Source organism: Opitutus sp. GAS368, from assembly GCF_900104925.1.
GTDB lineage: Bacteria > Verrucomicrobiota > Verrucomicrobiia > Opitutales > Opitutaceae > Lacunisphaera.
Genome location: NZ_LT629735.1, coordinates 3,867,392 through 3,892,475, shown reverse-complemented (window position 1 = coordinate 3,892,475; position 25,084 = coordinate 3,867,392). Strand labels below are relative to the sequence as shown.

The 25,084-nt window shown below is 63.0% G+C and carries 21 protein-coding genes; 10 read left to right on the top strand and 11 right to left on the bottom strand.

What is annotated here, in order from left to right:
• Nucleotides 1–115 precede the first annotated feature (115 nt).
• Nucleotides 116–454, top strand: a complete 339-nt coding sequence (locus tag BLU29_RS16530) for a DUF6172 family protein (protein ID WP_157693948.1) — start codon at nt 116–118, stop codon at nt 452–454.
• A gap of 146 nt (nt 455–600) precedes the next feature.
• Nucleotides 601–1,308, top strand: a complete 708-nt coding sequence (locus BLU29_RS16525) for a hypothetical protein (RefSeq protein ID WP_091060263.1) — start codon at nt 601–603, stop codon at nt 1,306–1,308.
• On the opposite strand, the gene BLU29_RS16520 is transcribed toward BLU29_RS16525, so the two are convergent.
• Nucleotides 1,271–2,218: a nucleoside hydrolase gene (locus tag BLU29_RS16520; RefSeq protein WP_157693947.1), complete on the bottom strand. Its 948-nt coding sequence runs from the start codon at nt 2,216–2,218 to the stop codon at nt 1,271–1,273. The two genes, BLU29_RS16525 and BLU29_RS16520, sit on opposite strands and share 38 nt — an antisense overlap.
• 187 nt (nt 2,219–2,405) lie before the next feature.
• Entirely contained in the window at nt 2,406–3,194 is a 789-nt protein-coding gene (locus tag BLU29_RS16515; RefSeq protein ID WP_157693946.1) for a hypothetical protein, read from the bottom strand.
• Between the two features lie 103 nt (nt 3,195–3,297).
• Here BLU29_RS16515 and BLU29_RS16510 point away from each other — a divergent pair, with 103 nt between their 5' ends.
• From BLU29_RS16510 to BLU29_RS16490, 5 genes are all read left to right on the top strand, one after another.
• Nucleotides 3,298–4,788 carry a M20/M25/M40 family metallo-hydrolase gene (locus BLU29_RS16510; protein WP_091061236.1) on the top strand — a complete coding sequence of 497 codons (1,491 nt, stop codon included), beginning with the start codon at nt 3,298–3,300 and terminating at the stop codon, nt 4,786–4,788.
• An 8-nt stretch (nt 4,789–4,796) separates the two neighbouring features.
• On the top strand, nt 4,797–6,539 hold the full coding sequence (locus BLU29_RS16505; protein WP_091060255.1) for a tetratricopeptide repeat protein: 1,743 nt from the start codon (nt 4,797–4,799) through the stop codon (nt 6,537–6,539).
• Between the two features lie 144 nt (nt 6,540–6,683).
• Nucleotides 6,684–7,433, top strand: a complete 750-nt coding sequence (locus BLU29_RS16500) for a YkgJ family cysteine cluster protein (RefSeq protein ID WP_091060253.1) — start codon at nt 6,684–6,686, stop codon at nt 7,431–7,433.
• Between the two features lie 203 nt (nt 7,434–7,636).
• Nucleotides 7,637–8,002, top strand: a complete 366-nt coding sequence (locus BLU29_RS16495; protein ID WP_091060250.1) for a hypothetical protein — start codon at nt 7,637–7,639, stop codon at nt 8,000–8,002.
• Nucleotides 8,003–8,168: 166 nt separating this feature from the next.
• On the top strand, nt 8,169–8,876 hold the full coding sequence (locus BLU29_RS16490; protein ID WP_091060248.1) for a DNA alkylation repair protein: 708 nt from the start codon (nt 8,169–8,171) through the stop codon (nt 8,874–8,876).
• A gap of 63 nt (nt 8,877–8,939) precedes the next feature.
• Here the strand turns inward: BLU29_RS16490 and BLU29_RS16485 are convergent, their stop codons facing one another.
• Entirely contained in the window at nt 8,940–9,401 is a 462-nt protein-coding gene (locus tag BLU29_RS16485) for a lipocalin-like domain-containing protein (protein ID WP_091060245.1), read from the bottom strand.
• Between the two features lie 377 nt (nt 9,402–9,778).
• Here BLU29_RS16485 and BLU29_RS16480 point away from each other — a divergent pair, with 377 nt between their 5' ends.
• Nucleotides 9,779–10,138, top strand: a complete 360-nt coding sequence (locus BLU29_RS16480; RefSeq protein ID WP_091061234.1) for a SnoaL-like domain-containing protein — start codon at nt 9,779–9,781, stop codon at nt 10,136–10,138.
• A gap of 429 nt (nt 10,139–10,567) precedes the next feature.
• Here BLU29_RS16480 and bla read toward each other — a convergent pair whose 3' ends face one another.
• The 6 genes from bla to BLU29_RS16450 form a co-directional block, all read right to left on the bottom strand.
• Nucleotides 10,568–11,458, bottom strand: coding sequence for a subclass B3 metallo-beta-lactamase (gene bla / locus BLU29_RS16475; RefSeq protein WP_197677735.1), 891 nt, complete (start codon nt 11,456–11,458; stop codon nt 10,568–10,570).
• Nucleotides 11,459–11,555: 97 nt separating this feature from the next.
• Entirely contained in the window at nt 11,556–12,446 is an 891-nt protein-coding gene (locus tag BLU29_RS16470; protein ID WP_157693945.1) for a hypothetical protein, read from the bottom strand.
• Nucleotides 12,447–12,938: 492 nt separating this feature from the next.
• Nucleotides 12,939–14,975 (bottom strand): DUF3857 domain-containing protein, encoded by a 2,037-nt coding sequence (locus tag BLU29_RS16465; RefSeq protein ID WP_091060237.1) that lies wholly within the window; start codon nt 14,973–14,975, stop codon nt 12,939–12,941.
• The gene (locus BLU29_RS16460) at nt 14,972–16,966 is read right to left on the bottom strand and encodes a transglutaminase-like domain-containing protein (protein ID WP_157693944.1); all 1,995 of its coding nucleotides are present in this window, start codon (nt 16,964–16,966) and stop codon (nt 14,972–14,974) included. The genes BLU29_RS16465 and BLU29_RS16460 overlap by 4 nt, the downstream gene beginning before the upstream one ends.
• A 388-nt stretch (nt 16,967–17,354) precedes the next feature.
• On the bottom strand, nt 17,355–19,268 hold the full coding sequence (locus BLU29_RS16455; protein ID WP_091060233.1) for a hypothetical protein: 1,914 nt from the start codon (nt 19,266–19,268) through the stop codon (nt 17,355–17,357).
• A 349-nt stretch (nt 19,269–19,617) separates the two neighbouring features.
• Nucleotides 19,618–20,121 carry a GNAT family N-acetyltransferase gene (locus tag BLU29_RS16450; protein ID WP_172830289.1) on the bottom strand — a complete coding sequence of 168 codons (504 nt, stop codon included), beginning with the start codon at nt 20,119–20,121 and terminating at the stop codon, nt 19,618–19,620.
• Nucleotides 20,122–20,402: 281 nt separating this feature from the next.
• Here BLU29_RS16450 and BLU29_RS16445 point away from each other — a divergent pair, with 281 nt between their 5' ends.
• The gene (locus tag BLU29_RS16445) at nt 20,403–21,272 is read left to right on the top strand and encodes an energy transducer TonB (RefSeq protein ID WP_172830288.1); all 870 of its coding nucleotides are present in this window, start codon (nt 20,403–20,405) and stop codon (nt 21,270–21,272) included.
• 1,127 nt (nt 21,273–22,399) lie between these two features.
• Here the strand turns inward: BLU29_RS16445 and BLU29_RS16440 are convergent.
• Both BLU29_RS16440 and BLU29_RS16435 read right to left on the bottom strand, forming a co-directional pair.
• Nucleotides 22,400–23,218, bottom strand: a complete 819-nt coding sequence (locus tag BLU29_RS16440; RefSeq protein ID WP_197677734.1) for a hypothetical protein — start codon at nt 23,216–23,218, stop codon at nt 22,400–22,402.
• 317 nt (nt 23,219–23,535) lie between these two features.
• Nucleotides 23,536–24,252 (bottom strand): DUF2306 domain-containing protein, encoded by a 717-nt coding sequence (locus BLU29_RS16435; protein ID WP_091060222.1) that lies wholly within the window; start codon nt 24,250–24,252, stop codon nt 23,536–23,538.
• Nucleotides 24,253–24,560: 308 nt separating this feature from the next.
• On the opposite strand from BLU29_RS16435, the gene BLU29_RS16430 reads away from it, so the two are divergent.
• The gene (locus BLU29_RS16430; RefSeq protein ID WP_231962258.1) at nt 24,561–25,052 is read left to right on the top strand and encodes a four helix bundle suffix domain-containing protein; all 492 of its coding nucleotides are present in this window, start codon (nt 24,561–24,563) and stop codon (nt 25,050–25,052) included.
• The last annotated feature ends 32 nt before the right edge of the window (nt 25,053–25,084 follow it).

The window sequence follows — 25,084 nt, the reverse complement described above, 5'->3', positions numbered from 1 at the left end:
CTGATGACTGGGAGGGTTAACCACTAATGCACACTAATCTCTCACTAATTATGAATTCAACGAACAACGAACCTTGGCGCAAAGGAGCTTATTAGTGCCCAAATAGTGTGGATTAGTGGTTAAATCGCATTGTCTCACGGCGCGGACGGGCAACGATGCGCCCGCGATGAAGAAAAGCTTTCCCCTCCAGGCCCCCGGCAAGGACGATGCCCGCGTGCGCGACAAGATCCGCCACGAGATCAACAAATACGTCCGCCGCTCGCAGCGGAAGACCCCGCCCGAGGGCTTCGCCCAGTGGGAATTCATCTGCCGGGTCGGCGTCAGTCCCGAAAACGCGGAGTCCAAGGCCATCAAGGAAGTCGGCGGCGCCATCGATACCGTCGCCCTGACCGGGGCGACCGCGGTCTATGTCGAGATCGAGGCCGTGCCGGCCCAGCGGATGACCCCCCGATAAACCCGAGCTGTTGTCCTGTAGCGGCGGTCTATGACCGCCGTCGAGGTGTCTCGCAGGCTACGCTCGGCGGTCGTAGACCGCCGCTACAAAGGCTGGCGGGCCTGCTGACATAGGGTTGTCAGCGGCCTGGGGTAGAGTGGGCGGGCTTGCCGCCAGCCACCAAAAGCAACGAAAGCGCCGCGCACCGCGAACTGAAGCGCCTCGCCCTGGAATGGGCGCGGGCGCACCGGCTCGTGCTCGCCGCCGCGGAAGTGCGCCTGCCACGCTCCGGTTACCGGGCGGACGTCGTGGCCGCCACCCCGCGCTCCCTCTCGGCCAACGCGGCCACGGCGGTCTTCGAGTGCAAGGCGTCCCGCGCCGACTTCCTGCGCGACAGCGCGCGCGAGACCGGCGGGGTGGAAATGCTCGTCCGGATGAGTGAGCGCCTGATGGCGCTGCGGGCGCTCATCGGCGGACACCGGCCGGACCTGCGCCGGCGCGAGGAGCTGTTTCCCGAGTTCGACGCGATCGACCTGCGCGGGCTCCGGCACGAGACGCACGACCGGCTGCAGGCGGAGTTCCGCACCGCGCAGCGCAAGCTGCATGACGGCACCAAGTTCGCCAAACTTGCCCGCTGGCGCGCGGCGAGCCTGCTTTACCTCGTGGTGGAGGAGGGCCTGTGCGCCCCCCACGAGGTCCCCGACGGCTGGGGCCTGCTGGTGCGACGCGGGGCGGCGCTCGAGCTCACCATCAGGCCGTGCCAGTATGAGACGACGCCGGCCGAACGCGTCGCCGTGGTCGAGCGCATCGCGGCCGTCGCCGTCCGGTGGGACCCGGTCAGGGACGGCTTAACGTCGCAAAGACCAACTGCCTGAACCTGGCCCCGTCGGCCGAGACGCAGATGCGCACGTTCGGGGGCGGGGTGGGGCGGCCGCTGTAGATGTCGTCGCCGAACACGAGCAGTCCGCGCGTGGATTCGCCCTGCAGTTCGACGTGCATGTAGAGCGGCACATAGCGCAGCCCGATCGAGGGATCGATGAGCGTGGCGATGGTGATCGGGTCGGGATTGGTCGAACCGGTCGTGCCGCGGTTGGCCTGCTCGAAAGTCCGGCGGAGGTCGTTGGACTCGATGAAAAACCGGCTGCGCGCGGTGTTGAAGCCGGCGATCCGCGCGAAGTCCGCGTCGGTCAGCTGGGAGTCGTTGCGGAATACGTCCACGCCGACGAGCGTGATGTTGACCCCGGAGGTCAGGACGATGTGCGCGGCCTCGGGATCGACAAGCACATTGTAGCCGGGGGCCATGCCCGGCATCGCGTAACGGCCACCGACAAAGAGGACACCCTTGAGTTTTTGCGCCACGCCCGGGTCGCGCTGGATCGCCATCGCGACATTGGTCAGGCCGCCCAGCGCGGCGATGGTGATCTCGCCGGGCGACCGGTTGACGAGGCGGATGATGGCGTCGACCGCATGCTCGGGATCGACCGGTTGGGCGACCGCGGGCACCTCCACGCGGCCCAGGCCGAATTTCCCGTGGATGAAGGAGGCAACGGGGTAGGGTTTGTTCAGGAGCGGATGCGTCATGCCTGCGTGCACCGGCACCTGTCCCGCCTTGCCGGCCAGCTCGACGATGTAGAGGGCGTTGCGGACCTGCTGCGCATAATTCGGCCCCAGGTTGCCGGGGCATACGGTGACGGCCTCGACATGCAGCGCCGGCGAATCCAGGGCCAACAACATGGCCAGCGCGTCGTCATTGCCCGGGTCGACGTCGAGGATGACTCGTTCCACTGCGGAAGGCGCAGCCCGCAGTGACAGGGCGCCACACAGCAGGAATGCGGCGCCAATCACTGACCTGGTGAACCGGCGTCGGACGGACCGGGAGCTTGTTTCCATGTCCCAGCGCTAGCGCACCGGCGACCAAATGTCCGGCCGAAAACGACGCGGGCGCACTCCCAACACTGTCCCGACGATCCTGTCACTTGCCCTTGCGGACCAGCCGGTATTGCCCGGCGAAATTGCCGTCGTCGACCGTGATGATGAGCGCCTCGCCCTCGAAGGTGAAGTTCAGCACCGGGGGAATCTGCGAGCCTTCGGGCTCGGGGCGGGCCAGCTTCAGCTGGCCGCGGCCGTCGGCAAAGGTGCCGGTGTAGGGAGTGCTCCGGGCCGTGACGGGGAGGTCGCTGCCCTTGATCCACTGCTGGTTGATCGCCATGTCCGCGGTGCGGCCTCGGGTGATGAACAGCATGAGCTGTTTCTCGACTCCGGGCTCGGTGGTCCAGCTGCCGCCCAGCGTCGGGGCGGGTTTGGCCGGCTCCGCCGGCCGCACGGGCTTCACCGGCGCCGGCTTCGATTTGGTCAGGTCAACCATCTCCGGCGGGGGCGGCGGAACTCCCTTGACCAGCCGCCAGCGGGTCGGCTGCGCGGGGCCGGAGAGCTCAAGCGCGAGTTCGCCGCCCTGCAACTCGTAGTGAATGCTGCCCGGTGCCTGGTGCTGCTTGCCCGCCGGTTCATCCAGGGTGAGGGTTCCGCTGTTGCCCGTGCTTTCCACCGTGTAACGGGCCCGGGTGTCGGGTGCGCCCGCCAGGTGCGGGGCAACGATCGTCCATTTGCCAAAGATGCTGAAGGTGAAGGCGGCCGATACGGCTGCTTCTGGCGGAGTAACCCAGTAACCGGCCAATCGGTTGTCGGGGGCCGCGCCCCGCACCAATTCGCCAGCGGCTAGGACCAGCAAGGCAAGAAGGCGGGCGGCGCGGAGATGGCTCATGGCGGGCATCGGCACAGTGCCCGTGCGCGCGGCGGCAGGCAACCTCGAAGCGGCACGGCAATCTTGGATTGCCGCCTGTATGAGGCTTGGCATCGTCCCGGCCATGAACCTACGTTTCCTCGGGATGGCCACCGCCCTGGCGGTGGGGTGGGCAGGGCGGATGATGGCGACGGAGGCGGACCTCGCCGCGCTCAAGGCGGAGATCGCCAGGAATCATGACCACGCGGTGATCCGGCTGCAGGAGTGGGTCCGCAAGCCGGCGATCGCGGCGGAGAACCTCGGCTATCCCGAGGGCGCCGATCACCTGATCGGCCTGCTCAAGTCCGTCGGTTTTCAGACCGCGACGCGCATCGACACCGACGGCAAGCCGGGCGTGTTCGCCACGCTCGACGCCGGCGCCCCGAAGACGGTCGGCGTCTACTTCATGTATGACGTCAAGCAATTCGACCCGAAGGAGTGGTCGTCCCCGCCGCTGGCGGCCGCGCTGCTCGACCGGCCGGGACTGGGCAAGATCGTCATGGGCCGCGGCGCCATGAACCAGAAGGGCCCCGAGTCCGCCTTCCTGGCCGCGCTCGACGCCTTCCGCACTGCCGGCAAGAAACTCCCGGTCAACCTGGTGCTCGTCGCCGAGGGCGAGGAGGAGATCGGCTCGCCGCACATTGCGCAGATCGTTCGCAGGCCCGAGGTGTCGGCTGCGCTGGCCAGGTGCATCGGCCTGTTCCTGCCGCACCTGACGCAGGGACTCGACGGCAATGTCACCGTCAATCTCGGCGCCAAGGGCCTCATCGAGGCCGAACTCACCGCCGACTCGCTGACCTGGGGTCGCGGCCCGATGCGGGACACGCACTCCTCGTTCAAGTCCATGATCGACAGCCCGGTCTGGCGGCTGGTGCAGGCCCTCGGCACCCTGGTCACGCCCGACGGTAACACACCGCTGATCGACGGGTTCATGGCCAAGGTTCCGCCGCTGGGAGACGCGGACAAGGCGCTCATCGCCACGGCCGCCAGAAAACTCAACGAGCAGCAGTTCAAGGTCGCCTCCGGCGCGGTGAAATGGATCGACGACCTGCCGTTCCTCCCGGCGCTGGAGCGCTACGAGGCCATGCCGACGGTGAACATCGAGGGCATCTACGGCGGCTACACCGGCCCGGGCGGCAAGACCATCCTGCCGCACAAGGCGGCCGCCAAGCTCGACCTGCGGCTCGTGCCCGGGCAGACCGCGCCCGAAGCGCTGGCCCAGTTGAAGGCCCACCTGGCAAAGCGCGGCTACGGGGACATCGACGTCAACATGACCGGCGGCTACAACCCGACGCGCACTTCGCTCAACACGCCGCTGATCCAGGCGCAGATCAGCGTGCTGAAAGGCCACGGCATCGACCCCGTGATCTGGCCCTGGCTGGCGGGTTCGTATCCGGGTTTCATCTTCACGGATCCGCCGCTGTCGCTCGCCGCCGGTCATTTCGGCCTCGGCTACGGCACCGGCCAGCACGCGCCGGACGAATTCGTCCTGATCGAGTCCACGAACCCGAAGATCCAGGGCTACGACGGCGCCACGCTGTCGTATGTGGAATATCTCTACGAACTGGCGAAATAACCCGGACCATGCGCTCCCTGTTTCGTCTCACCAAAACACTTGCCGGCGCCCTGCTGGTCGCGGTTGTCCTCGCCGGCACAGCGCCGGGCCGGGCGGCCGATGAAAAGCCTGCCGCGCCTTCCGAGGCGGTGATGATTGCCGCCGCGGAGAAGGGCGATCCGCAAGCGATGTTCGCACTCGGAGAGGCTTACTTCTTCAACAAATTCAACCGCGAAGACGAGGCGAAGGAAACGAAGGCGTTGTACTGGTATCGACGCGCGGCGGAGCGCGGCCACGTCGAGGCGATGTTTCGGGTGGCGCAGGCCTACGGCTACGGCTGGGGCGTGCAAGCGGACGGCAAGCTGGCCTTGGAGTGGGCCCTCAAGGCGGCGAACACGGGCAGCGCGAATGCGATGTATATGCTCGCCGAAGCCTACCAGGAAACGGAATACAAGGAGCAGCAGCCGGGCGCGCTCTTGCAGGCCGTAAAGCCGGACGACGAACTCGCGGTGGCATGGTTCAAGAAGGCGGCCAACGCCGGCGCCGCCGAGGCGTTCCGGCGGGTGGCGGAGGCCTACCGCTCCGGCAAAGGCGTGCCGAAGATCCCGGCCAAGGCGCTCGAGTGGCTCCAGCGCGGCGCGGAGATCGAGGACCCGATGACCCAGGGCACCATCATGAATGAAATCGCGGAGATCCTGATGAAAGGCGACGGCGTGCCGAAGGACGAGAAGGCGGCGATCGGCTGGCTCGAGAAGGCCGTCGCAATGGGCAGTTATTACGGCCAGAGTGCGCGACTGGACCTCGCCGAGGCCTACCAGAACGGCACCGGCGTGAAGCGAGACTTCGCTAAGGCTAAAGAGCTGCTCAACCAAATCACCGACGACCAGCTCAACCGGGCGAAACAGCAGGCCCTCCAAAAAGTCACCGCAGCGGAGCAGACCGCGGCCAAGGCCCGCGCACTGCCCGCGCGGGTTGGAAACAGCACGCCGGCATCGTGGGCCGAGCGGCACCTGAAAGCACCGAAAGGTTACGAAATGCTCGAGCCGTCTGACGTCATCCTCGCGTTCTGGGGGAATCGGTTTAAAGGGGGATCAGACCCGACCTCGGGCGAATTGGCCGCGGGGAGCAGCCTCGAGGAGGCAAAGCACATCTCCGCTGTTGTGATCGACGCTCACCAACTGCCCAACTTCGAGGCCCTGAAAGGCAGTGACCAGCTTGGCCGGATATCGCTTGGATGGGTGGCCTATGTTACGCTTACAGATAAGGGTGTGTTCGACGCGAACGCGACCGGCATGTATCGCGACAATAAGGCCTGCGGGTTTGTCTACGGGGCGGTGTCCAAGGAAGAGGCGCTCACGGAGGCTTTTCGGGCCGCTATCACGGAGTTCAGAAAACTGACGAGCCTGCCCATTCACTGGTTTAGCGTCACGGTTGGGGTGTCCGCCAAGCCGGATTGGGATCGCTACAAAGCGAAACAGACTGTTGCCGGTCCTTACAACCTGCTGGTCTTTGGCAGCGGGGCCTGCACCGACATTGAACATATGAAGGATTATGGCTCGCCACCCGAAACCGCGGAAGAGTTCCCGGCGTTCTTCGAGCGGTTTAAGAAGCGCTCCTACGAGTTGAGTCCGCTCAACCCATTAGCGCACGCCCAACTGCTTGCGCGCTTCCCTTACTGGGACGGCCACACGCCGCTCACCGTCAACTGCCCCGAGCCGATGATGCCCGAGCCGATCTTCGAGATTGTGGAAGAACCCGCCGCCAAGCCCTGATCAGGTGGCACCTTGGGCCATTAGCGGAGGGGTGACTGACGCGGGTGCCCTTGGGCGCGGAAGGAACAAATAGCGCGCTTCGGGTCGGGGCCGCACCGGACAGTCCTTGTCATCCTGCACCTGCTTCCGTCTAGTGGCGGGCTCATGTGCGCCGTCTGGTCAACCGAGGAGGAAGCCCTGTTTGAAAAAACCGGGGGCTGGGTGCTGGAGCGCTTGCAGAAGGTGCGCAATCCGGCCGACTCCCTGGCGGTGCTCCGCACGGTGCGCACGCGCTTCGACCGCGCCTACGACTCGGCGCCCGCCGCGGCCCGAGCGGTGGTGGCGTGCCGGGCCGGTTGCGGCACCTGTTGCCATGTGCCGGTGGGGGTGCAGGCGCACGAGGTCTTGATCGCGGCGGAGCATATCCAGACCCACTTCTCGCCCGCCGAGCTGGAGGGCGTCATCACCCGGACCGCGGCCCATCGCCAGGCGTTCGCCGGACGCAGCCTCGAAAAACGCGCCGCGTTGAAAATCCCCTGCGCCCTGTTGCGCGAGGGCAGCTGCTCGATCTACGAGGCGCGGCCCGAGGCCTGCCGCGCCCATCACAGCCGCAACCTGGCCGGCTGCCGCTCGAATCTCGAATCCGGCTTCGATACGGTCGACGTCCTCATCCCGGAAATCCGCGCCCGGATGTTTGCCGTCATGCTGGCGATCGACCAGGGCGCCGTGGAGGCGGGGTTCGATGGCCGGGCGTATGATTTCGGCTCGGCGCTGCACGAGGCGCTCACCGACAGCCTGTGCGCCGTGCGTTGGACGCAGCGCCAGCCCGCCTTTCCCTCATCGTGCTGGGAGGAAGGTCCGGATGAACTCGATGACGAAGCCGGCATGCTGCAGCCCGAGGGTTATTTCCAGTAGGTCCCAAGCAGGGCGGGACGGGACTGCGCTGGAATTGCAGCGCCTGCTCGTCGAGCAGGCCGAGGCCCACAACAAGGCCGCCCCGGGCACCCACATTCCCGCGACCTTCATGCGCGTGACGGTCCGGCTTTGACGGGCGCATCGTCCCGATCGGTCCACGCCGGCGCTATTGACCCGGGGAGCGGCGGGCGGAACCATCCGGCATGCGGCTGAAGATCAAATGGAACGACGACCGGGTGAGGGGAGCGGCCACGGCCATCCTGCTCCTCAGCCGGGAGCGACTGATCCGCGGCGAAACATTGGCCGATATGATCGAAGCGTCCCTGGCGGAATATCGCGCCGATCCCGAAGGCTACAAAGAGAAGAGACGCACCTGGCCGGATGCCCGGGAACTCGGACCGCTGACGAAGCCCGCGCACCTGGCCTACTATCGAAACCTGCAGGCCGCCATCGATGCACTCACGCAGAAGATGACGCAGGCCAAGCGTCAGTTCAACAGCCTGCGCGAGCTCGACAACGCCCTGATCGCCGCCCTCCAGGACGTGCGCGGAGCCGGCGCCCGGGATTGACTAAACTGCGGGAAAATCGTCTCTGAAAACATGGCGACACTGATAGCTCTGCGGCCAAGATCCCTTGGCACCCGCGGCGTGCTGCGGTGAAGATTGAACGCAAAGGCGCAATGACACAAAGGTTCAGACCTCGCGCCTTGGCGTTTTCCAAACAAAGATTAATTCCATGAAACTCAAGGAAGCCATGGCCGCGCTGCAGGCGCTGGGCAGCCCGGCGGTCAAGACGCTCTGGCTGAAGCACGGCGCCAAGGAACCGTTCTTCGGCGTGAAGATCGGCGACCTCCAGCCGCTCGCGAAGAAGCTCAAGGGCGACCAGGCGCTCGCGCTGGAACTCTACGCCACCGGCAACGGCGACGCCCAATACCTCGCCGGTATGTTCGCCGACGGCGCGCAGATGACCGCCAAGCAGCTTCAGTCCTGGGCCGACCTGGCGGCGTGGCGCATGATCTCGGCCACGATCGTGCCATGGGTGGCATCCGAGCACCCGGAGGGCTTCGCTTTGGCCAGGGCATGGACCGACTCGAAGAAGGAGCCCGTGGTCATCGCCGGCTGGAACACACTCGGCGCCCTCGGGACGATTCTCCCGGACGACCAGCTGCCCATCAAGGAACTCGGTGCATTGCTCGACCGCATCCCGAAAACCCTGCCCGCCGCGCCCAACCGCGTGCGGCAGGCCATGAACGGCTTCGTCATCGCCATCGGCACCTATGTGGCACCGCTCGCCGCCAAAGCGATCGCGACCGCCCGGAAGCTGGGCAAGGTCGAGGTCGATGTGGGCGACACCGACTGCAAGATCCCCGAGGCCGAGGCCTACATCCTGAAGTCCCGCCGCGGCGCGGCCATCGCCCCCAAGCGCAAGACCGTGCGGTGCTGAGACTGAACCCAAAGAAACTGTGCAGGTTGCCGGCCGGAGACTGTGGCCCCGGCCATCGGCGGGTCAGCCCACGCGCTTCCAGCGCAGGGTCCGGACAATGCGTTCGCCATCGCCGGATGCCGTTTCCAACCGGATGGTGAGCACGTCGCCGGCCACGCTCATGTGGCGGACAAAGACCGCGCCGACATTCTCCGGCGAGAGGGCACCAGCCAGGGTTGTGGCGACGGTTCCGGCCGACTCATCGACCACGTAGGTGCCGAAGTAGGCGTCATACCCGCCCCGCGCGCGGCTGTTGTTCGGCACCCCGGTTGCACCGCTGGCCTCAGCCTCGCCCGCCGGGCTCCGGTTGCGCTTCATGAATTGGGCGGCAAAATGCCCCTGCCGGTCGAAAAACAAAAGCGCGACCGGGTCCGGGCCCAGCGAAGGCTCGATGCGGGGTTCGCCGGCGGGAGTGCGATCCTCCCGCGAGAGCAATGACCAGGTCCCGACCAACGCCGTGGAAAGCGAAGCATCCTTTGTTGCCATAGGCGGAAAGATGTAGGCGCGTTTTCTCCGGCGTCGATGGCAAAGCGCGCGCCGGAAGCATCCGGTGGGAAAGGAGGCGCTGTCCGATCTTTGGACTCAGCCGGGATCATGCAATCGGTGGTGGAGCGGGTTGACCCCAACACACTGGTTTGGGAGCGAACATCCTGAAGCGCGCTGGGTCAGAGCACTTCACCTTGCCCTGGGCCGCTGGCGAATGGAGCGAACTTCAATTGCATGAGTCCGGCTCAGCTCCAAAACAGAAAACCTGCCCCCGGATTGGCCTCATTGGCTGATTTGTCACGCACTCCTGACATAGGGTTGTCAGGAGGCATGGTAGAATGCTGCCGATCGAAATCCAAATCCCCGGTCACAAAAACATGACAACGAAAACCATCGCCAAGCAACTCGTCGCCCTCTGCCGCAAGGCCGAATGGGAAAAAGCCCAAAAGAAACTGTTTGCCAAGAATGCAGTCAGCATCGAGGCCGAAGCCATGCCCGGCTCCGAGAAGGAGACCAAGGGCCTCAAGGCCATCATCGCCAAGAGCCGGCAATTCTCCGCCGGGATTGAGAAACTGCACTCCCTCAAGGTCTCGGAGCCGGTCGTGGCCGAAAAGGCCTTCGCCTGCACCATGAGCATCGACATGACCATGAAGGGGCAGGGACGGATGAAGATGGGCGAACTCTGCGTGTATCAGGTCAAGAAGGGCAAGATCGTCTCCGAAGAGTTTTTCTATTAACTTTCAGGGGCGGCTCGCGACCGCCCTGGAATCGTTCGCCCAGCTCACCGAGTCCGACAGAAGAACGCCAGGACGCGAAGGATCGACAAACGGGAAATCCTTAGCGCCCTTGCGTCTTTGCGTTTCCTCCGAGCCCCAGCTGGTAGTGGGTCAGTTTGATGTAGGTCGGGCTTTATGCCCGACAGTCAATGATCGCCTGTCGGGGATAATACCAAACACCCAAAGCTTTTACACGAAGGCCGCAAAGAACGCAGAGATATTTCCCCTCGCAGGATCTGCTTCGCGGTCTTGGCGACCTTGGTGTAGAGTGTAGTAGCTTGAGGCGATTGGTATAAACCCCAACCTGCAAAAGCCCGGCTACCCTCAAAAGGACCGAAACCGACCCACTGCCCCCAGCTCCATGAAGGCCTGGATTCCCTTTGCCTGTCCTCAGGGATGCGCGGCGGCCTTCTGCTTCGCCAGCTCGTCGCGGAAGGCCTGCTCCCGTTCGGCGACGTATTTGGCGTAGCCCTCGGGATCGACAAACGGGTTCGCGGCGCCCGGCTTCAGCTGCGCGCGCTTGGCCAGCATCCCGAAATAAGCGCCATGGGCGCCGAGGAACAGATCGCAGGGCAGGGTCTTCAACACGGCGAATCCCCGCGCATAATCGTCGGCGATCTGCGGGTAGCGCTTGTTGTCAATCAGGTTGAAGCCGGTGTTCACGTTAGGGCTGCCGACGATGACGGCGTTGTATTCCCGGCCGGCCTCGGTGACCTTCATGGTCCAGGTGGTGCAGCCTTTCGTGTGGCCGGCGGTCAGGTGCGCGACAAGGACGGTGTCGCCCAGCTTCACCTCGTCCCCATCGTGCAGCACGCGGTCCACCTTCGTCGGCGGATAGAGGGAGCCGGGAAAGCTGCCGTAGTAGAAGTCGGCCCGGCCGCCGGATTCCACGACGGGCACGTCCGGTTCCATCACCATGTAGGTGGCGCCGGTCAGCTGCTTGACCAGGGCGCTGCCCGCGTCGTGGTCCCAATGGGCGTGGCTGATGAGAAGGATCTTGATGTCGCTGAACTTGAAGCCCAGCTGCTCCACGCTCGCCTGGATCAGCGGCACACTGGGCTCGAGGGAGCTGTTGATGAGGATGCAACCCTGCGGCGTCGCAATCAGGTAGCTCGCGAGGTCCTTGCTCCCGACCCAGTAAAGGTTGCCGGCGATCTTGAAGGGCGGGTAGGGCGCGAGCCACTCCGGCGGGTCCGCGGCAAAAGCACTGCCGGTCAGCATCATCCCGCAGAGCAATGAGGCCAATATCCGGGCAATCGTGAAGGGGCGCCAGCCAGTCATGCGACCACCAAAAACTCTTCCGCGCGGCAGGTCGAGCCTTTCACCCACTGCGTCCACCGCAATATCCGCCTTGTCTGCCACAGTCTGGGCGAACGCGTCAGCGGTCGGTAAGGACGCTGGTCTTCAGGAAGAGGGCAAACTCGCCGCGCTTGTCCAGCACCTCGTTGTGCGTGAGGTCGGTGTGGATGAAGACGTAGTGCCGGCCCGGAAGTGACACGGGGTCGAGCTGCGCCTCCTCGGCCTGCAGGATGGTGGTGTCCTGGGCCCGGAGGTGCGTGATCAGCTTCTCCGTCTCCTCCTTGGTGCCGCCGTGGTCGGTGTAGAGATCGATCAAGCGGCCCGGGGAACGCTGGGCCCAGGCGACAAAGGAATCGGTCTGGCTGTAGAGGGCGTCGAAGAGCCAGACCTCGTCGGCGTTCCGGTCGAGGCCGCCGCGGTCGAGGATGCCGGCCATGACATGATAGCCGCCGCTGTGGCCCGAGAGGATGATGCGGCCGAAGGAGAAATCCTTCCGCTTGAAGCCGGCCCGGTCGCGGAGCGTGGCGAGGACTTCGTCCATGAAGCGGTGAAAACCGCCGGTGTCCTCCAGCTTGCCGCCGAAAGAGTCAGGGGCATCGTGCGGACCCTCGGGGACGACCAGGATGGCGTTCTTGCCGCTCGCGACCAGTTGCTCGACCAGATGATAGGTCTCCAGCGTGCCGGCGACGGTATTGTTCCAGCCGTGGAAGTGGACGACAAAGTCGATCCGGTCGGTCTCGCGAAATCCCTTGGGGATGAAGATCGCCACCGTGCTGTCGGCGTAGTGCTCCGCGGCCGGGTAGAGCTTGCCCTGATAGGTGTGTCCCTCGGCCCGGGCCGGATGCGGAAAGGGCGCGGACGCAAACGACGCGACGATGAGGCGGCCTTGCGCCGCATAGGTTTCCTCCAGGCTCGACGTCGGACCGGCAAAGGCCGGCAAAACCAGGACCAGAAAAGACAGTGCCTTCATCCACGCCATAACGAATGGACTGGAGCACAGCCGAAGCCCGGCCCGGGTGCAAGACCGGGCAGGGTGACAGGCAGTTTTAGCGCCAGCCGGTATCTGTATGATCCGGTAAGGATCTTGCGAGGCAGACAGACCGCTTTGCAGGGTGTTTTCCTAAAGTCGAATTCCCAGCCCGAACTCTGCGCCGGCAGGAGAGTCCGGGTATCGGCTGCCGATCTTTCGCGAAGGCGCGTTGACGTTCGGGAGACGCGTTCCCCTCAAAGGGAGAGGCGATACCCGGACATCAAAACGCATGCCCTTTGGGTCAGCGGGCCCCAAAACAATCTCTCAGCGCCTCCAGACAACGAAAGCGAGGTCGGGATCAGCCGGCTCCCAATCAAGACAATCCCCATCGGCCTGCATCGCACGCCTAAGCCCGTTCCCGCCAAGTAAACCGACAAATCAGGTCACCTCGACTCGCCTACGCCTCGGCGTTGGGCTTTCATCGCTTCCGATTCAATGGGTGCCAGGCGTATCGGATATAGCCGGCTGAGGCCGACGCCGGACCATAGCCGGCCTTCGCTCCGCCTCATCCAGCTTTTGATTGAAACGGCAGATGGCATCGTAGTCATTCTTGGCCAACAAGCAGGCCTTCCGGGAGTATTGGCGGGAATAGACCAGCATCCTGCCCTCGAGCCGATAGGCGAGTGAGGCCGTCACAAAAGGAAGTTCCTGGTGCAAATTTGAGGGAAGACTGGCGGCGGTAAATCCCTCGGGCAGCAGCATTCTCACTTCCTCGGTGACACCAAGCGCGGTCACCCGGACCTCGCCCTCCCAATTTGTTTTCCACAGCTCATAGGGGAAGTCGCCAGCCACCAATCGCGGACAGACGAGCAAAGTATCAGTTCCCATCGTGCGCATTGCTCTCGCCGCTTTGAATTTACAGGCGATGTGGTCGCGGACGTCAGCGGGAAACCAGTCCTCCGTCCAACTCAGATCGGACAAGAACGGCAAGGCGGCATGAAACTGGGCTTCCAGCCGCTGACGGAATTTGGCATCTCCCAGCCTGACCCTTTCCCCGGAAACGGCGGCCGCACGGGCCCCGAGCAGCACCTCATCCACTTCGGCAATCAGGTCGCCGGCAGCGGTCAGTTCGCCGGCCAGATGTCGGACAATGTTACAGGCCTCCGGGGTTTCGGACGGAAGTGTTATCAGGTCTTGCACGCCTTCCGCCACGACGAGGCCGAGTCCTCCCTGATCGCTGAGCGGCAGGGCACCCAGCGGGGTGGCGGGGTCGGTCGGGTCAAAGATCACCAGTTTGCCCAGGGAGCCACCGTCGACCACGGGCCAGCGAACGGGCACACCGGCATCAGCGACGATTCCCACCACGACATGGTTGAAGATCTGCGACGGCCACTCCGGCATCACCGCCTTGGGATTGTTGGCATGGACCACCACGTCATACGCCCTTTCCCCGAGGGAGCGCAGCATGGTGACGAGAAGAGTGCTCTTGTCCTTGCAGTCACCGAGTTGACTCCGAAGAACTTCTTCCGGCAGATGGGGGCGCATGCCGGCCAGGGAATCCTTTTCCAAAGTGATCGACAGGTAGGCGACTTGTTTCTGGACACTCTCGGTCAGGGAGCGGATTCGGGCCCAACGATCCGTCTTGCTGCCCGCCAACGCCTGCGCCTGCGCCACAACGAATGGGCTGGCGATCATCCGTGGCTCCACGATCTTGGTCGCGAGCGAGGCAAATTGTCCCCAGGTTTTCATCTGGCTGGCGAGAGAATCCGGCCCCAGGCTGCGGACATTCACCTGTCTGGGGTTGGGAATGAATCCGCCGGGCATATTATGAGGTATGGTAGCCAGATCGTGCACCTCCCAGCGCAAGCTGCCTGGCGTCGATCCGGAAACCGGAGGCGGAATTTTATCGCTGCTGGCATGGTAGACCAATTGTTCCCCGGGCAGTGGGACAACCTCAAAAACGCTCCATTCCACCGGCCTGGGCCCCAGGAAAGACCAGCTGGAATCATTCATTCCGGTCTGGCGTTCAATTTCCAACTCCACCGCGGCAATGCCCCCGACCTGGAGTTGACTCACATTAGCCAGGCCAACCACCCGACTGCTGTGCCAGAATCTGGGGTCGGCTTCGGCCACAACGTTGATGAAATCGCTGCGTCCATATTCATCGGTATGGCGCCCATCCGGCGAGACCACCCAGGCCTGCGCCTTAAGGATGCGATCGGTGTCGGCGTTGTAGCTGCGGCCGGGATGCGCCCATGGCAGGCCGTCGAGCGTCACGACCCTGATGGCCTGACGGAAGGTCTCTCGCACCTTGCCGCCAGGCAGATATCGGACCGTGGCTTCCTCACGCAGAACCACCGTTGATCCCTCCAGTTTGGTCAGAGAGGCCGGGACGGTGATCAACGACGCCAGCCAGGCTGGAGGTTGGCTGGCCTTGGCCGCCACCCCGGTGAATGCCAGCAGACCAAGGATTACCCGGACGATCCCGGTATCCCGGCGTTTTATCCGTCTGGTCACTGCGCTTGTCATGGCACGGTTGCGGATTTCGCCGGTTGAGCCTCACCTGGCGTTTGAACCAGCACCAGACTGTGCTGGTCACTCAGCGTTACCGCATCGAACCAGTTCTTGATACTCGGATAGTTTTGGGGCGAGGCCAGGATCACTCCCGCGGAGAAATCCCGCGAAACATGCAGGACCATCCGTTTGCGATCGAGGCCCAGGTCGATCTGGTAGGAAAGAGTCGGTCCGGGATAGGAGGGTGGAGCTTCCTTGGCCTCCGGCTCGTAGCCTGCCGGCAAGGCGATCGTGTATAAGTCCAGTTCCCGATGGCGGAAGGGGAAAACGAGGGCGTTGCGGCGTTCAGTCGAGGCGAAGGGCGGTCTGGAGTTTGAACGAAAGACAAAAGCCCGGAAGATCATGCGCTGATCGGTCACTACGCCGAAACCCGGCCAGTTGAGTTTGAACCTGACCTCCAGCGGCTCGTAAACATCATCCATCTGACGCAAATCCGTCACTTCAACCTCCGCGCCCTCGAATTCGCCCGTGAGGTCGTGCTGGAGCGTGGCGAACCGGGCTTCCTTGGTTTGTCCGGCCAGTTTGGCGCGAAAAATCTGCCCCTCATGCCCGCCATACACGACCGCGCCTTCGCCCATCAAGGTGCCGCTCGCATCCAGATGAAAATCACCGGTGCGGCGGACGGCCGACTTTTCGGCGGCGGAGAACGGCACATCGATGAATTCCTGTTTCTGGTCCAGGGCCAGCAAACCGCCCAGTCCCTCCGCCTGCCACGGCAGTTCATCGAACGCCAGCGGGTTCTTTTGGTCCGGCATCGAGAAGTGCCAGGCGTCCCCGACGTGGATCGCCACGCACCGCGTCGGGAGAAACGCCGGGGAGACCAGCTTCCGGGAAAACAAGACCATGCCGCGATCAGGCAGCATCAACTGCTCAGCCTGGAGGCCCGCTGCCCGGAACAGGCTGATGGCGAGCCAGACGAAATCCATGTTGCCGAGCTGTGTCGGATGCGCCTTGGCGAGGTCCAGCACGTCATCCATCTTCACCGGCCGGCCGGAGGCCGGCGCGGTCGAGGCCGGCGCATGGATGAACTGCTGGTGCAGTCGCTGCACGAAATCGTGGATCCGCCGTGCCTTCTCCAGGTCCGAGCCCGCGCCCTGCGTCAATTCGGCGGCGGTTTTGGTGACCTTGACCGTGGGGTCGATATGGTCCGATGCCCACCAATACTCGAGGGTCGCGATGGGGGCCCAAGGCTCATCCGCCGTGAACTTTCTCGTCTCGTGCCTGGTTTCCTTGTAGGTGGTCAGAGTGCGAAGGATGTAACAGTCGGCCAGCGTCACTGCGCGGTCGGTCAGGGGGCCGCTGAAAGGCTCATCCGACAGTGAGCCCAGATCGCGGGCCTTCGCCGTGAGGGTCTGGCCCGACGCGTCCGCACTCACTTCCAAGTGCGCGGTATTGAGTCCGTAAAGCGCATGGACCCAAAATGTTTTGTCGAAGGGTAATTTTTGCCGGTAAGTCACCTGCCGGACCGGGATCGAGTCGAACTGCAGGACATGAAACATCGTGCGCTCGTTCCTATGTTCGTCCACGATCACGCTATACTCGAGGATCGAGCCTGGCACGGCCCCGCCCACCGCCAGGAACTTCTCTTTGACGATCCACCCCTCGTTGGTAAGGAGCCGTCGCCAAAAGGAGTCGGTTGTGCCCGTTGTGCCTTGTTTCACCATGTCCCGTTCGTGCACGGATTCCGCCCCAAAGTTGCGGACCGTGCCGTCCGGCAAGTGCAGCCGTGCCTTGAATTCAACCTCCCTCAACAGGATCCCATCATAGGAAGGGATCTGCTCGGAGAGGCGCATGATCCGTGCGGCTTTTTCCGGATCATAGATCTTGTAGCGGATGTATCGCTCAAGGTGCCGGGTGTGCGGCCAGTTCTCGTCGTTTATGTCGATGTTCAAGACCAAAGCCTCGGCGGCCGCGTCCGGCTCAAGGCTCGACTTGGTGCCGGCCATTTCCTCCGGTGTCACCGGTTGCCAGGGCTCCTTGGCCAGACCGCACACCGGCAGGAAGAGAATGAGGGTGAAAAGGGATAGTCCGTCCCGCATCCATCGCCGGCGCCGCCAGTTCGCGACGGACTGAGCGGGTGTCGCGCTAAGGGTTATCTGCTTGGGTCCGTATAGCCTGCTAGTGGGGGCCTTCACGTTTGGGTCCGAAGATTACTGTGCATGCATCGTCCCACTGCGCTAGCGGGCCCTTAAATCGCCAGGGAGCAGGAACAGGCGTGAGATTGGCCCCGAAGCAGGTCGTGGCAATCTGTTTCATCCGTAAGTCCCCGTAAGTCCCACGCGACTTGTCCCGCCACAGCCTTGGCGACGGTGGAAGCCTGAACCTTTGTCGTAGTCATGGCCGGGCCTGATAGACGAGGATCCGCGCTGGCTGGGTCTGGTCCTTGCTTTGTGGCGCCGTGACGCAGAGTTCCCCCGACTCGGGGACGAAAACGCAGTTGCGTGCGCCGGCGACGGAAGGCACGTCGGCGATGTTGCGATAGTGGTCGGCGTCGTCCTGCTGGATCACGCTGATCACGTCCTGCGCACAGGCGACGTAGATCCGCCGGTTGGCGGGATCGAAGGAGAGGTCGTCCGTCCCGGCCCCCGTGTCCACGCGCGCCACCGTCCGGCCGTTGGTCGTGTCGAGCACCAGGAGCTTGGCGGGCTTGCGGCAGCCGACAAAGAGCCGGTGGGTGGCGGCGTCATAGGCCACGGGATTGCCGCCGGTGGGGTCGGTTAGTTTCCACGGCGTCAGCGCAGCGGATTTCTGCCGGTCGACGATGCTGATCTGGTCGGCCTTGGGCGTGCAGACAAAGACCCGGTTGCCGTCATCCTCCACGCAGAAACCCTGGGGCGGCGCGGTCTTGATCACGCCCAGCAATTTCCGCCCGGCGATGTCGATCGTGGCGATGCCCTCGTCGGGGGCGGTCATGCTGCCCGCGAGCAGCTGCCGGGTGCGGGGATCGTAGCGCAGTTCGTCGGTGCTGCCAGGCATGGCGATGGCGGCCAGCTCGGCGAAGGACGCGGCATCATAGAGCTGGACAACCTTCCCGCGTGACACGCAGAGAACATTGAGGTCCGGGGCGAAGCAGGTCGCCGACGGCTTTTCGCCCGGCAGGCTTTTGATGATTTGGCCGGTCGCGAGATCGAGGACCTCGACGCTCTTGTTGGTGGTCGCGCACAGGAAGACGCGGCGGAGCTTGCCGTCGGCCGAATGGTGATTGAAGCCGCCGGCAAGCTGCGGGAGCGGAATCGTCTGCTTCAGGACCAGGGGTCGTGGCACGGAGAGCACCTCGAGGTGCGCCGGCTGCGAGCCGCGGTGGGGCGCCGCCACATACAACCGGCCGGCGCCGGCATCGAGCAGCGAGGTCCGAGCCCAGGACGCGGTGGGCACATCGGCGATGACCGCGTAGTGATCCGGGTCGGCCTGCCGGATGACGCTCACGCTGCCCTTGCCGCCGGAGACATAGATGCGCCGGGCGGCATTATCATAAAACACGTCGTCGGTGTCGGCCACGATGTCGACGCTCGCCACGGTCTTGCCGGAATCGGTATCGAGCACCAGCAGTTTTGCCGGCGAGCGGCAGCCGACGAAGAGCCGGTGGTTCGCCTCATCGAGTGCCATGGGAAAATTGCTCCGGGCGTCTGCCAGCGGCCACTTGGCGACCACGACCTGACTGGCGCGATCCACCACGGCAATATGACCGGCATGGGGAACGTTGACGAAGATCCGGCTGCCGTTCGCCTCCAGTTGGAATGACTCGGGATGGCCGTCGAGCTTGACCTCGCCGACCTTCACGTCGGTCTGCGGGTCGATAAATGCGAGTGCGCCGTCGCCGAACCCCATCACGGCCTGCTTCGCCCTGGCGTCGTAGCGGACGTTGTCCGCATCGGCGAGGTTGTCGACCTGGCCGACCAGCTTGAGGGATGAATCGTAGATGCGGCATTTGCCATCGCCCCCGGAAGCGATGACGAGGCGGTGCAAATCGGGAATGACGGCGATTCCCTGCGGTTCTTCGAAGCCCTTGAGCGTTTCGATGCGCCGGCCCGAGGCGAGGTCGATGACCTCGACAGTGTTGTTGCCGAGCGCAGCGACATACAGTCGTCCCGCAGCCGCATCCAAGGCCATGTGATCGATACGCCCCTCGACGCCCGCAAGCGCGATGGTCTGAACAACGGGAAGGGCGGCGGCGTCAGCTGCCCGCGTGACCGACACCAAGGCGAAGCCGGCCGCGGCGATGGCGAGAGTGGAAGCGACTTTTAGCATGGAGCGGAAGCGTCGGGCAGACGGTGCGGCAGGTCAATTCCTCCCCCGACAAATAAGTCGCCGCGCTTGTCTCGCCATGGCAAAGCGGCGGCTGAATACGCGGCGTTTCATTCCCTTTGGGTTCAATACCCCGGAGCAAGCTTGCTCCGGCTTGGTCGGAGTGTAGGAGCCTGCTTGCAGGCGATCTTGTTTACGGTCCGTCGATGAGCCCCCGGAATCGCCTGCAAGCAGGCTCCTACAAGGAACGGAATGGATGGGGATGGGCCCGATGAGTTGGCGGCTGACTTCATCAAAGGCCCCGGAGCAAGCTCCGGGGATCTTTACTTTACCCCCGTGGACCAGCCCGACATCAACACCCGCAGTCTGACATCTTTGTCCGGTCTTCCGCTTTGCCAAGCCTGAGTTCCATGAAGACGTTCCCATCGACAGGTGAGTTGAAGTAAGGTGGGCGGCGCTCGAAGCCGAGCGATTCGTAGAGCCTGATGGCCTTCTGCATCGTCGGAAGGGTGTCGAGGAGCATCGACGTATAGCCGATGGCGCGGGCCTCGGCAATCGCGGCCTCGGCCAACTTGCGACCCAGACCGAGACCTTGGCGCTTGGGACTCACATAGAGCCGCTTCATCTCGGCCGCCTGGTTGTCGTGCGGCCGCAAGGCCACGCAACCCGCCGGAATGCCGTCGGCCAACGCCAGCAGCAAACGTCCGCGCGGCGAGGCATAGGCCCCGGGCAAGCCCGCCAGTTCCGTGGAAAAGTTCTGGAAGCACAGGTCGATCTGCAGCGAGGCAGCATATTCCTCGAACAATCGCCTGACGGCAGCGATGTCTTCGACGGAGTTGGCCTGAATGATTTTCACCGGCAGCGGATTGGGTTGCCGTCAGGAAATCCCATCCCGTTACCCGCACAAGCCCTCACCCAGACACCGGCGGCGCAGCCGCCGGTGTTTCAATCCGCTACAGTTGACCGCAAGATACTCGATCTGACCCCGCCCGGTGTCGTCCATGTTAACGGTAAACCGCCCGGCCGATCAAGATCACCACACAGGATAGGCTGGCCAAGGGTGGGGAGTCGTGCGACAAGACCGGGATCAGGCATTGGGGCCACAATGCCATGTGCGAATTCACAACCCATGTGCCCATGCATCATTGCCTGAAGCGGACCGCCATCCTGGTGGCGCTGGCCGGTTCTCTCGCGGCGCAGAACCTGCTTTTCGTTGAAAATGACGGCAAGCCCTGCCTGGTGGTCGACGCCCATGGCATCAGCCCTTGCATTGAGGTGAATGGCAAAGTGGTGGGTGTCCCCGGAGAGCGCTTTGGGCTTAGGAAGGTGGAGGAGTATCTGCCCTACCTCATTTCGGTGAGGGATCTGAATGTGCGCTCCACATATATGAACGTGAATGGCGGCGCGCAGATAAACAACGAGCTGGAATTCAACGCCACCTTTGAAACCGGCTATCCCTTGGAACATGTCTTCGTCCTGCTCGATATGGATGTGACGGAGGCGGGCAAGGTTCTCTTTCTGCACGAGGTGGGGCACCTGGGCCCGCAAGCTCCCAAAACACTCAACCTGAGGGTCCCACTGTCCAGTCCCCTCGGGTCGGGGCACTTTCAATTCCATGTCTTTGTCGGCGGCGCGGAGGCTTTTCACTCGGAAATACCGATGGACGTCCGCGAGGCGGCACTGGATCGCATGGTCGAGAAGCGGACGAAAAAGCTGCCGGATGGCGGGCCCAAGCCATTCCTCACCCCTGCGCCAATCTACCCACAATCGCTGTGGGACAGGAAAGTCGGTGGCCAGGCAGTGATCAGCCTGTGGATTCGGTCCACCGGCAGCGTGCGCGACCCTGTCGTCAAGAGCGCGACCGACCCGGCGTTTGGCGAGGCTGCGCTGACCGCGGCACGGCTCTGGCGCTTTCTCCCGCGGATCAAGGACGGCAAGCCGGTCGAGACGCTGGTGGATCTGCCTTTCAACTTCAACCCACCCGGCAAGGCACCGGTGAAGTCTTAAGGAGCGCGGATCCCACGGCGAAGTCGCCGTGGCTCCAACTGGAGCGCGGGCGAGCCCGCCCGCGCGGCACCTGACGCAAAAACCGCCTTTTAATCAGGTGGTTTGTAAATTTCCACTTGGTTTCGGGTCACGGCAACCTGTCGCGCCATGATTTTGGTGCAGATAACCGTTACGCAGCTCTCGGATTGATCATTTTACGCCTGGGAGGGCTTGGGTATCGTCTTCTGATCTTTCGGGAAGGCGTGTTGATGTTCGGGAGACACGATACCCGAACCGGGACACGCGATACCCAAAGAAGGAGACGGACAACCCGAAGGGGGACATGCGATACCCAAAGAAGGTCACGCGTCTCCCAAAGCGGGGAACGCAATACCCGAACCGGGACACGCGATACCCAAGGCGGGAGACGCCCGACCCAAAGAAGGAGACGCGATACCCGAAGAGGGATGCGCGTTCCTCTCAAAGGGAGAGACGATACCCGGACGTCAAGACGCGTGCCCTTTGGGTCAGCAGGCCCAAAACCAATCCCTCATCGCTTCCGGACAACGAAAGCGAGGTCGGGATCAGCCGATTAGGGAAAGCGACGGCGGAAGTAAGCCGGCAAATCAGGTCACCCGACGCCCCGCCGCAATGCAGGGCGTTTGTTTAGCCCCTTGTATGCCAGTATGCACGGTCTGGGCGAATAACAGCGCCGCCCGGCAATTTGTCTTCAAGAGTGGGGACAGCGTTCTCGGGTCGTTTAATCCCAAATTATATTCGCTTGAAGGGCTCGCTTGCATCCTGAACGAGGTGCGCCTTCACGCTCCATCTGCAATCATTGACCGAGATACCCGTGGTTTTCTACCGCCCGAACCGGCCAAGTAAGTCCCTGCGGCTCGTCCCGCCTTAGCGAAAGCGATGGCAGAAGCCTCGGCGAAGGAAGGTCACCACCGCCCTGGAGCCCAATCCCGTCTAGGATGTGTTTGCAAAATACCTTAACCGCCCAATCTGCCGCTCAATCCGTCACTTTCGCTACCGGTCATCCTGAGCCGCGCGAAGGATCCAGCAGGATTCGCGCGTGCCTCTGGATCCTTCGCCCGGCTCAGGATGACAATCAGGGGATTTTGCAAACACGCCTTAGCGTGCCCTTAATTCCCGCAGATAGTTTGTTTGAGTTGCGGGACGGATCCATCCGACCACCGGCCGACGGGCACAAAGAAGATGGTTTCTGGCTCCGGCATGTCGGTGGCCCCGTTATTGTAGACGACCGGTGATCCGGGTTGGTTTGCTCCCCAGGTGGCTGCATCGGTCGTGGGGATGTGAAACATAAGGTGGGGGTGCCAGTGCACGCCGGCATCGCTGAGGTAGCCGTCCTTCGCCATCATGTAGGACATCGCGCCGGGCGCCGGCACCGGCAGTTCGCCCTTCGCCACCGCGGCTGCGATGCGCTGGTGCATCTCCGCCTTGGACACACCGGCCAGCACCAGCTTCGTCCGGTTGAGCGTGTAAGGAAGGATGGATCGCACCGCCGCCGGATTGTAGCAGATGGGACCGCGGATCTTGGGGTTCCAGAATTCCGGGCTGTCGAACGGCGACATCCAGGAGCGCTCGACGAGGCAGGTGAAGCCGTTTTTGCCCTCGATGACCGTCTCGTAACCATTCCTGCCCAACACCAGCACCGTGGCATCGCGGGAAATTGCCTCCGGCGCGGCGCTTCGGGCCAGGGCGATCTCGGCACTTCGATCGGCCCCGAGGTATTGCTCGATGGGCGCCATGTTGGGATACGGAGCCTCTACCTCCTGGGCCGGCAGGACGGGAAGGACGCCCAGGGCAAGGGGTAGCAGCAACAGGGCCATCGTCCGGGCGCGCGGCGACGGCACACACTGTCGCAGCGATCGCCGGTCTCCCGGCTCCGGAATAAGGCCAAGTTCTTCGGTCACGACTTGGGGGTGGGATGACAGGTTCATTTTTGGATTCATAGGGGGTGTTCCTCGTTACTACAACGATCGACCGACCCCAATCCGGACATCATCCCGTCGGAATCACTGTCCGAGGCATCGGGTGAAGCCCAGCCCGACCCCTTGGCTCAATCCTATGAATAAATGATTGTAGGGCCAGTTGGGGGCGAATACCTCTGGTATTGTGCAGAACATCCTTGGTTATTTGGTACTAGCCGCAGTGCTGATTCTGCCCGCCATCGGTGCTTATTTGCTTTCGCGGAAGACCTACGCTGCGCTCAAAAAGAAACAGAACCAGTGGGCGATGGCGGCCGCCGTTCTCGTTTTTATCGGGACATATCTCGCGACGCTACTTGTGATCGTTTGTGCTCTGGCGTTTGCCGGGTTTTTCCATCGATAGACCGTTTCCGGCGGGCAATCAGCCACTCGACAAACAACAGGTTGGGGACAAAGCCCATCCAGGCATCGATCATGTAAATCGTCTCCGGATCGAAGTTGGAGAAGCTGGCGAATATCAGTCGCCAGGTTCTCAAGGTAACGGCCGAGAAGGTGAGAGCGTAGCTTCTCATCATGTTATCTCGGTGATTGGCAATGTTGCCCCTTTTCACTTCGATCAGTGCCTTGAGCGTAAACCAGAACCACAGACAATCTAGGGTGAGGAAAGCGATTTTAGACGGGATATGACCATTGGCATACACAGCCATGATCAAGGCGGTGGGAAAGTTTATGAGCAGAACATCCCAGACGTAAATCCTACCGATTAGTTTATGAACTCGCTTATGCCTTTTAAGGATTTCCGGAGAGAACTGGCTGAAGCCGGCCAGCAGCGTGAATATGCTGGAAAAAACATGGATATAAAACGCGACCCTCCAGATCATGATATGAATATAATCCTGCTTTGCCTGCAGGAATCCGACATGGAGGTCGAATGTCGCATACTGCACGATAAGGTTCAGGAGTAGCAGCGTTCCGACATTCAGAGCAATATAGGCCCCAATGGTCTTTACCGTCTCGGTCGCGAGATTCTTGGACGTGGATGTCAAAGTGCGATGAGTTTGACCGCTTTGGGAATAAACCGGCAACCCGATTACCCGCGATAGAGACAAAAGATGACATGGGGCGGGCTCGACGCAATACGAACAGGCCGGGGGGCGTGAGACGCATCGAACGCGCCAGCAGTCTGCACCGCACGCCCAAGTCCAAACCGCCCAAGTAAGCCGACTAAAAATGGTCACCACCACCCCGCAGCAATGCGGGGCGTTTTGTTTAGCCCCTTGGGTGACAGTCCGACATCAACATCCGTAGCCTGCCCCTTTGACTCGACCATTGCGGATTCTATCGGAAAGCGGAGGTGGTCTACGATCTGACCCAGGTTTTCTGCGCGCGGTTTCTGAAACGTGGAGACCGGACCATCGACCAGATGGTGCAGGCGGCGCGGTCGGGGAAACAGAACATTGTCGAAGGTTCGAAGGCAGCGAAGACCTCGACGGAGATGGAGCTGAAGCTGGTGGGCGTGGCGCGAGCCAGCCTGGAGGAACTGTTTATCGACTATGAGGACTACCTGCGCACGAACCGGTCTGTGGCTTGGAGCAAGGATTCGAAGGAGGCGCGGTATGTGCGGCGGCTCGGCGGCAATCCCGAACTGAAGTTCGCCGACATCCGCGAGTTCGCGGAAACGCGGCCGGGGCCGATTGTGGCAAACATCGCCCTGTGCCTGATCCACCAGGCCAACTACCTGCTCGACCAGCAGCTGCGCCGGCTCGAGCAGGATTTCCTCAAGGAAGGCGGCCTGCGCGAGCGGATGACAAAAGCCCGGCTCGCAAGCCGGGCCCGGGGGAGATAGGACGTATAGGGCATATAGGACCTATAAGGCTC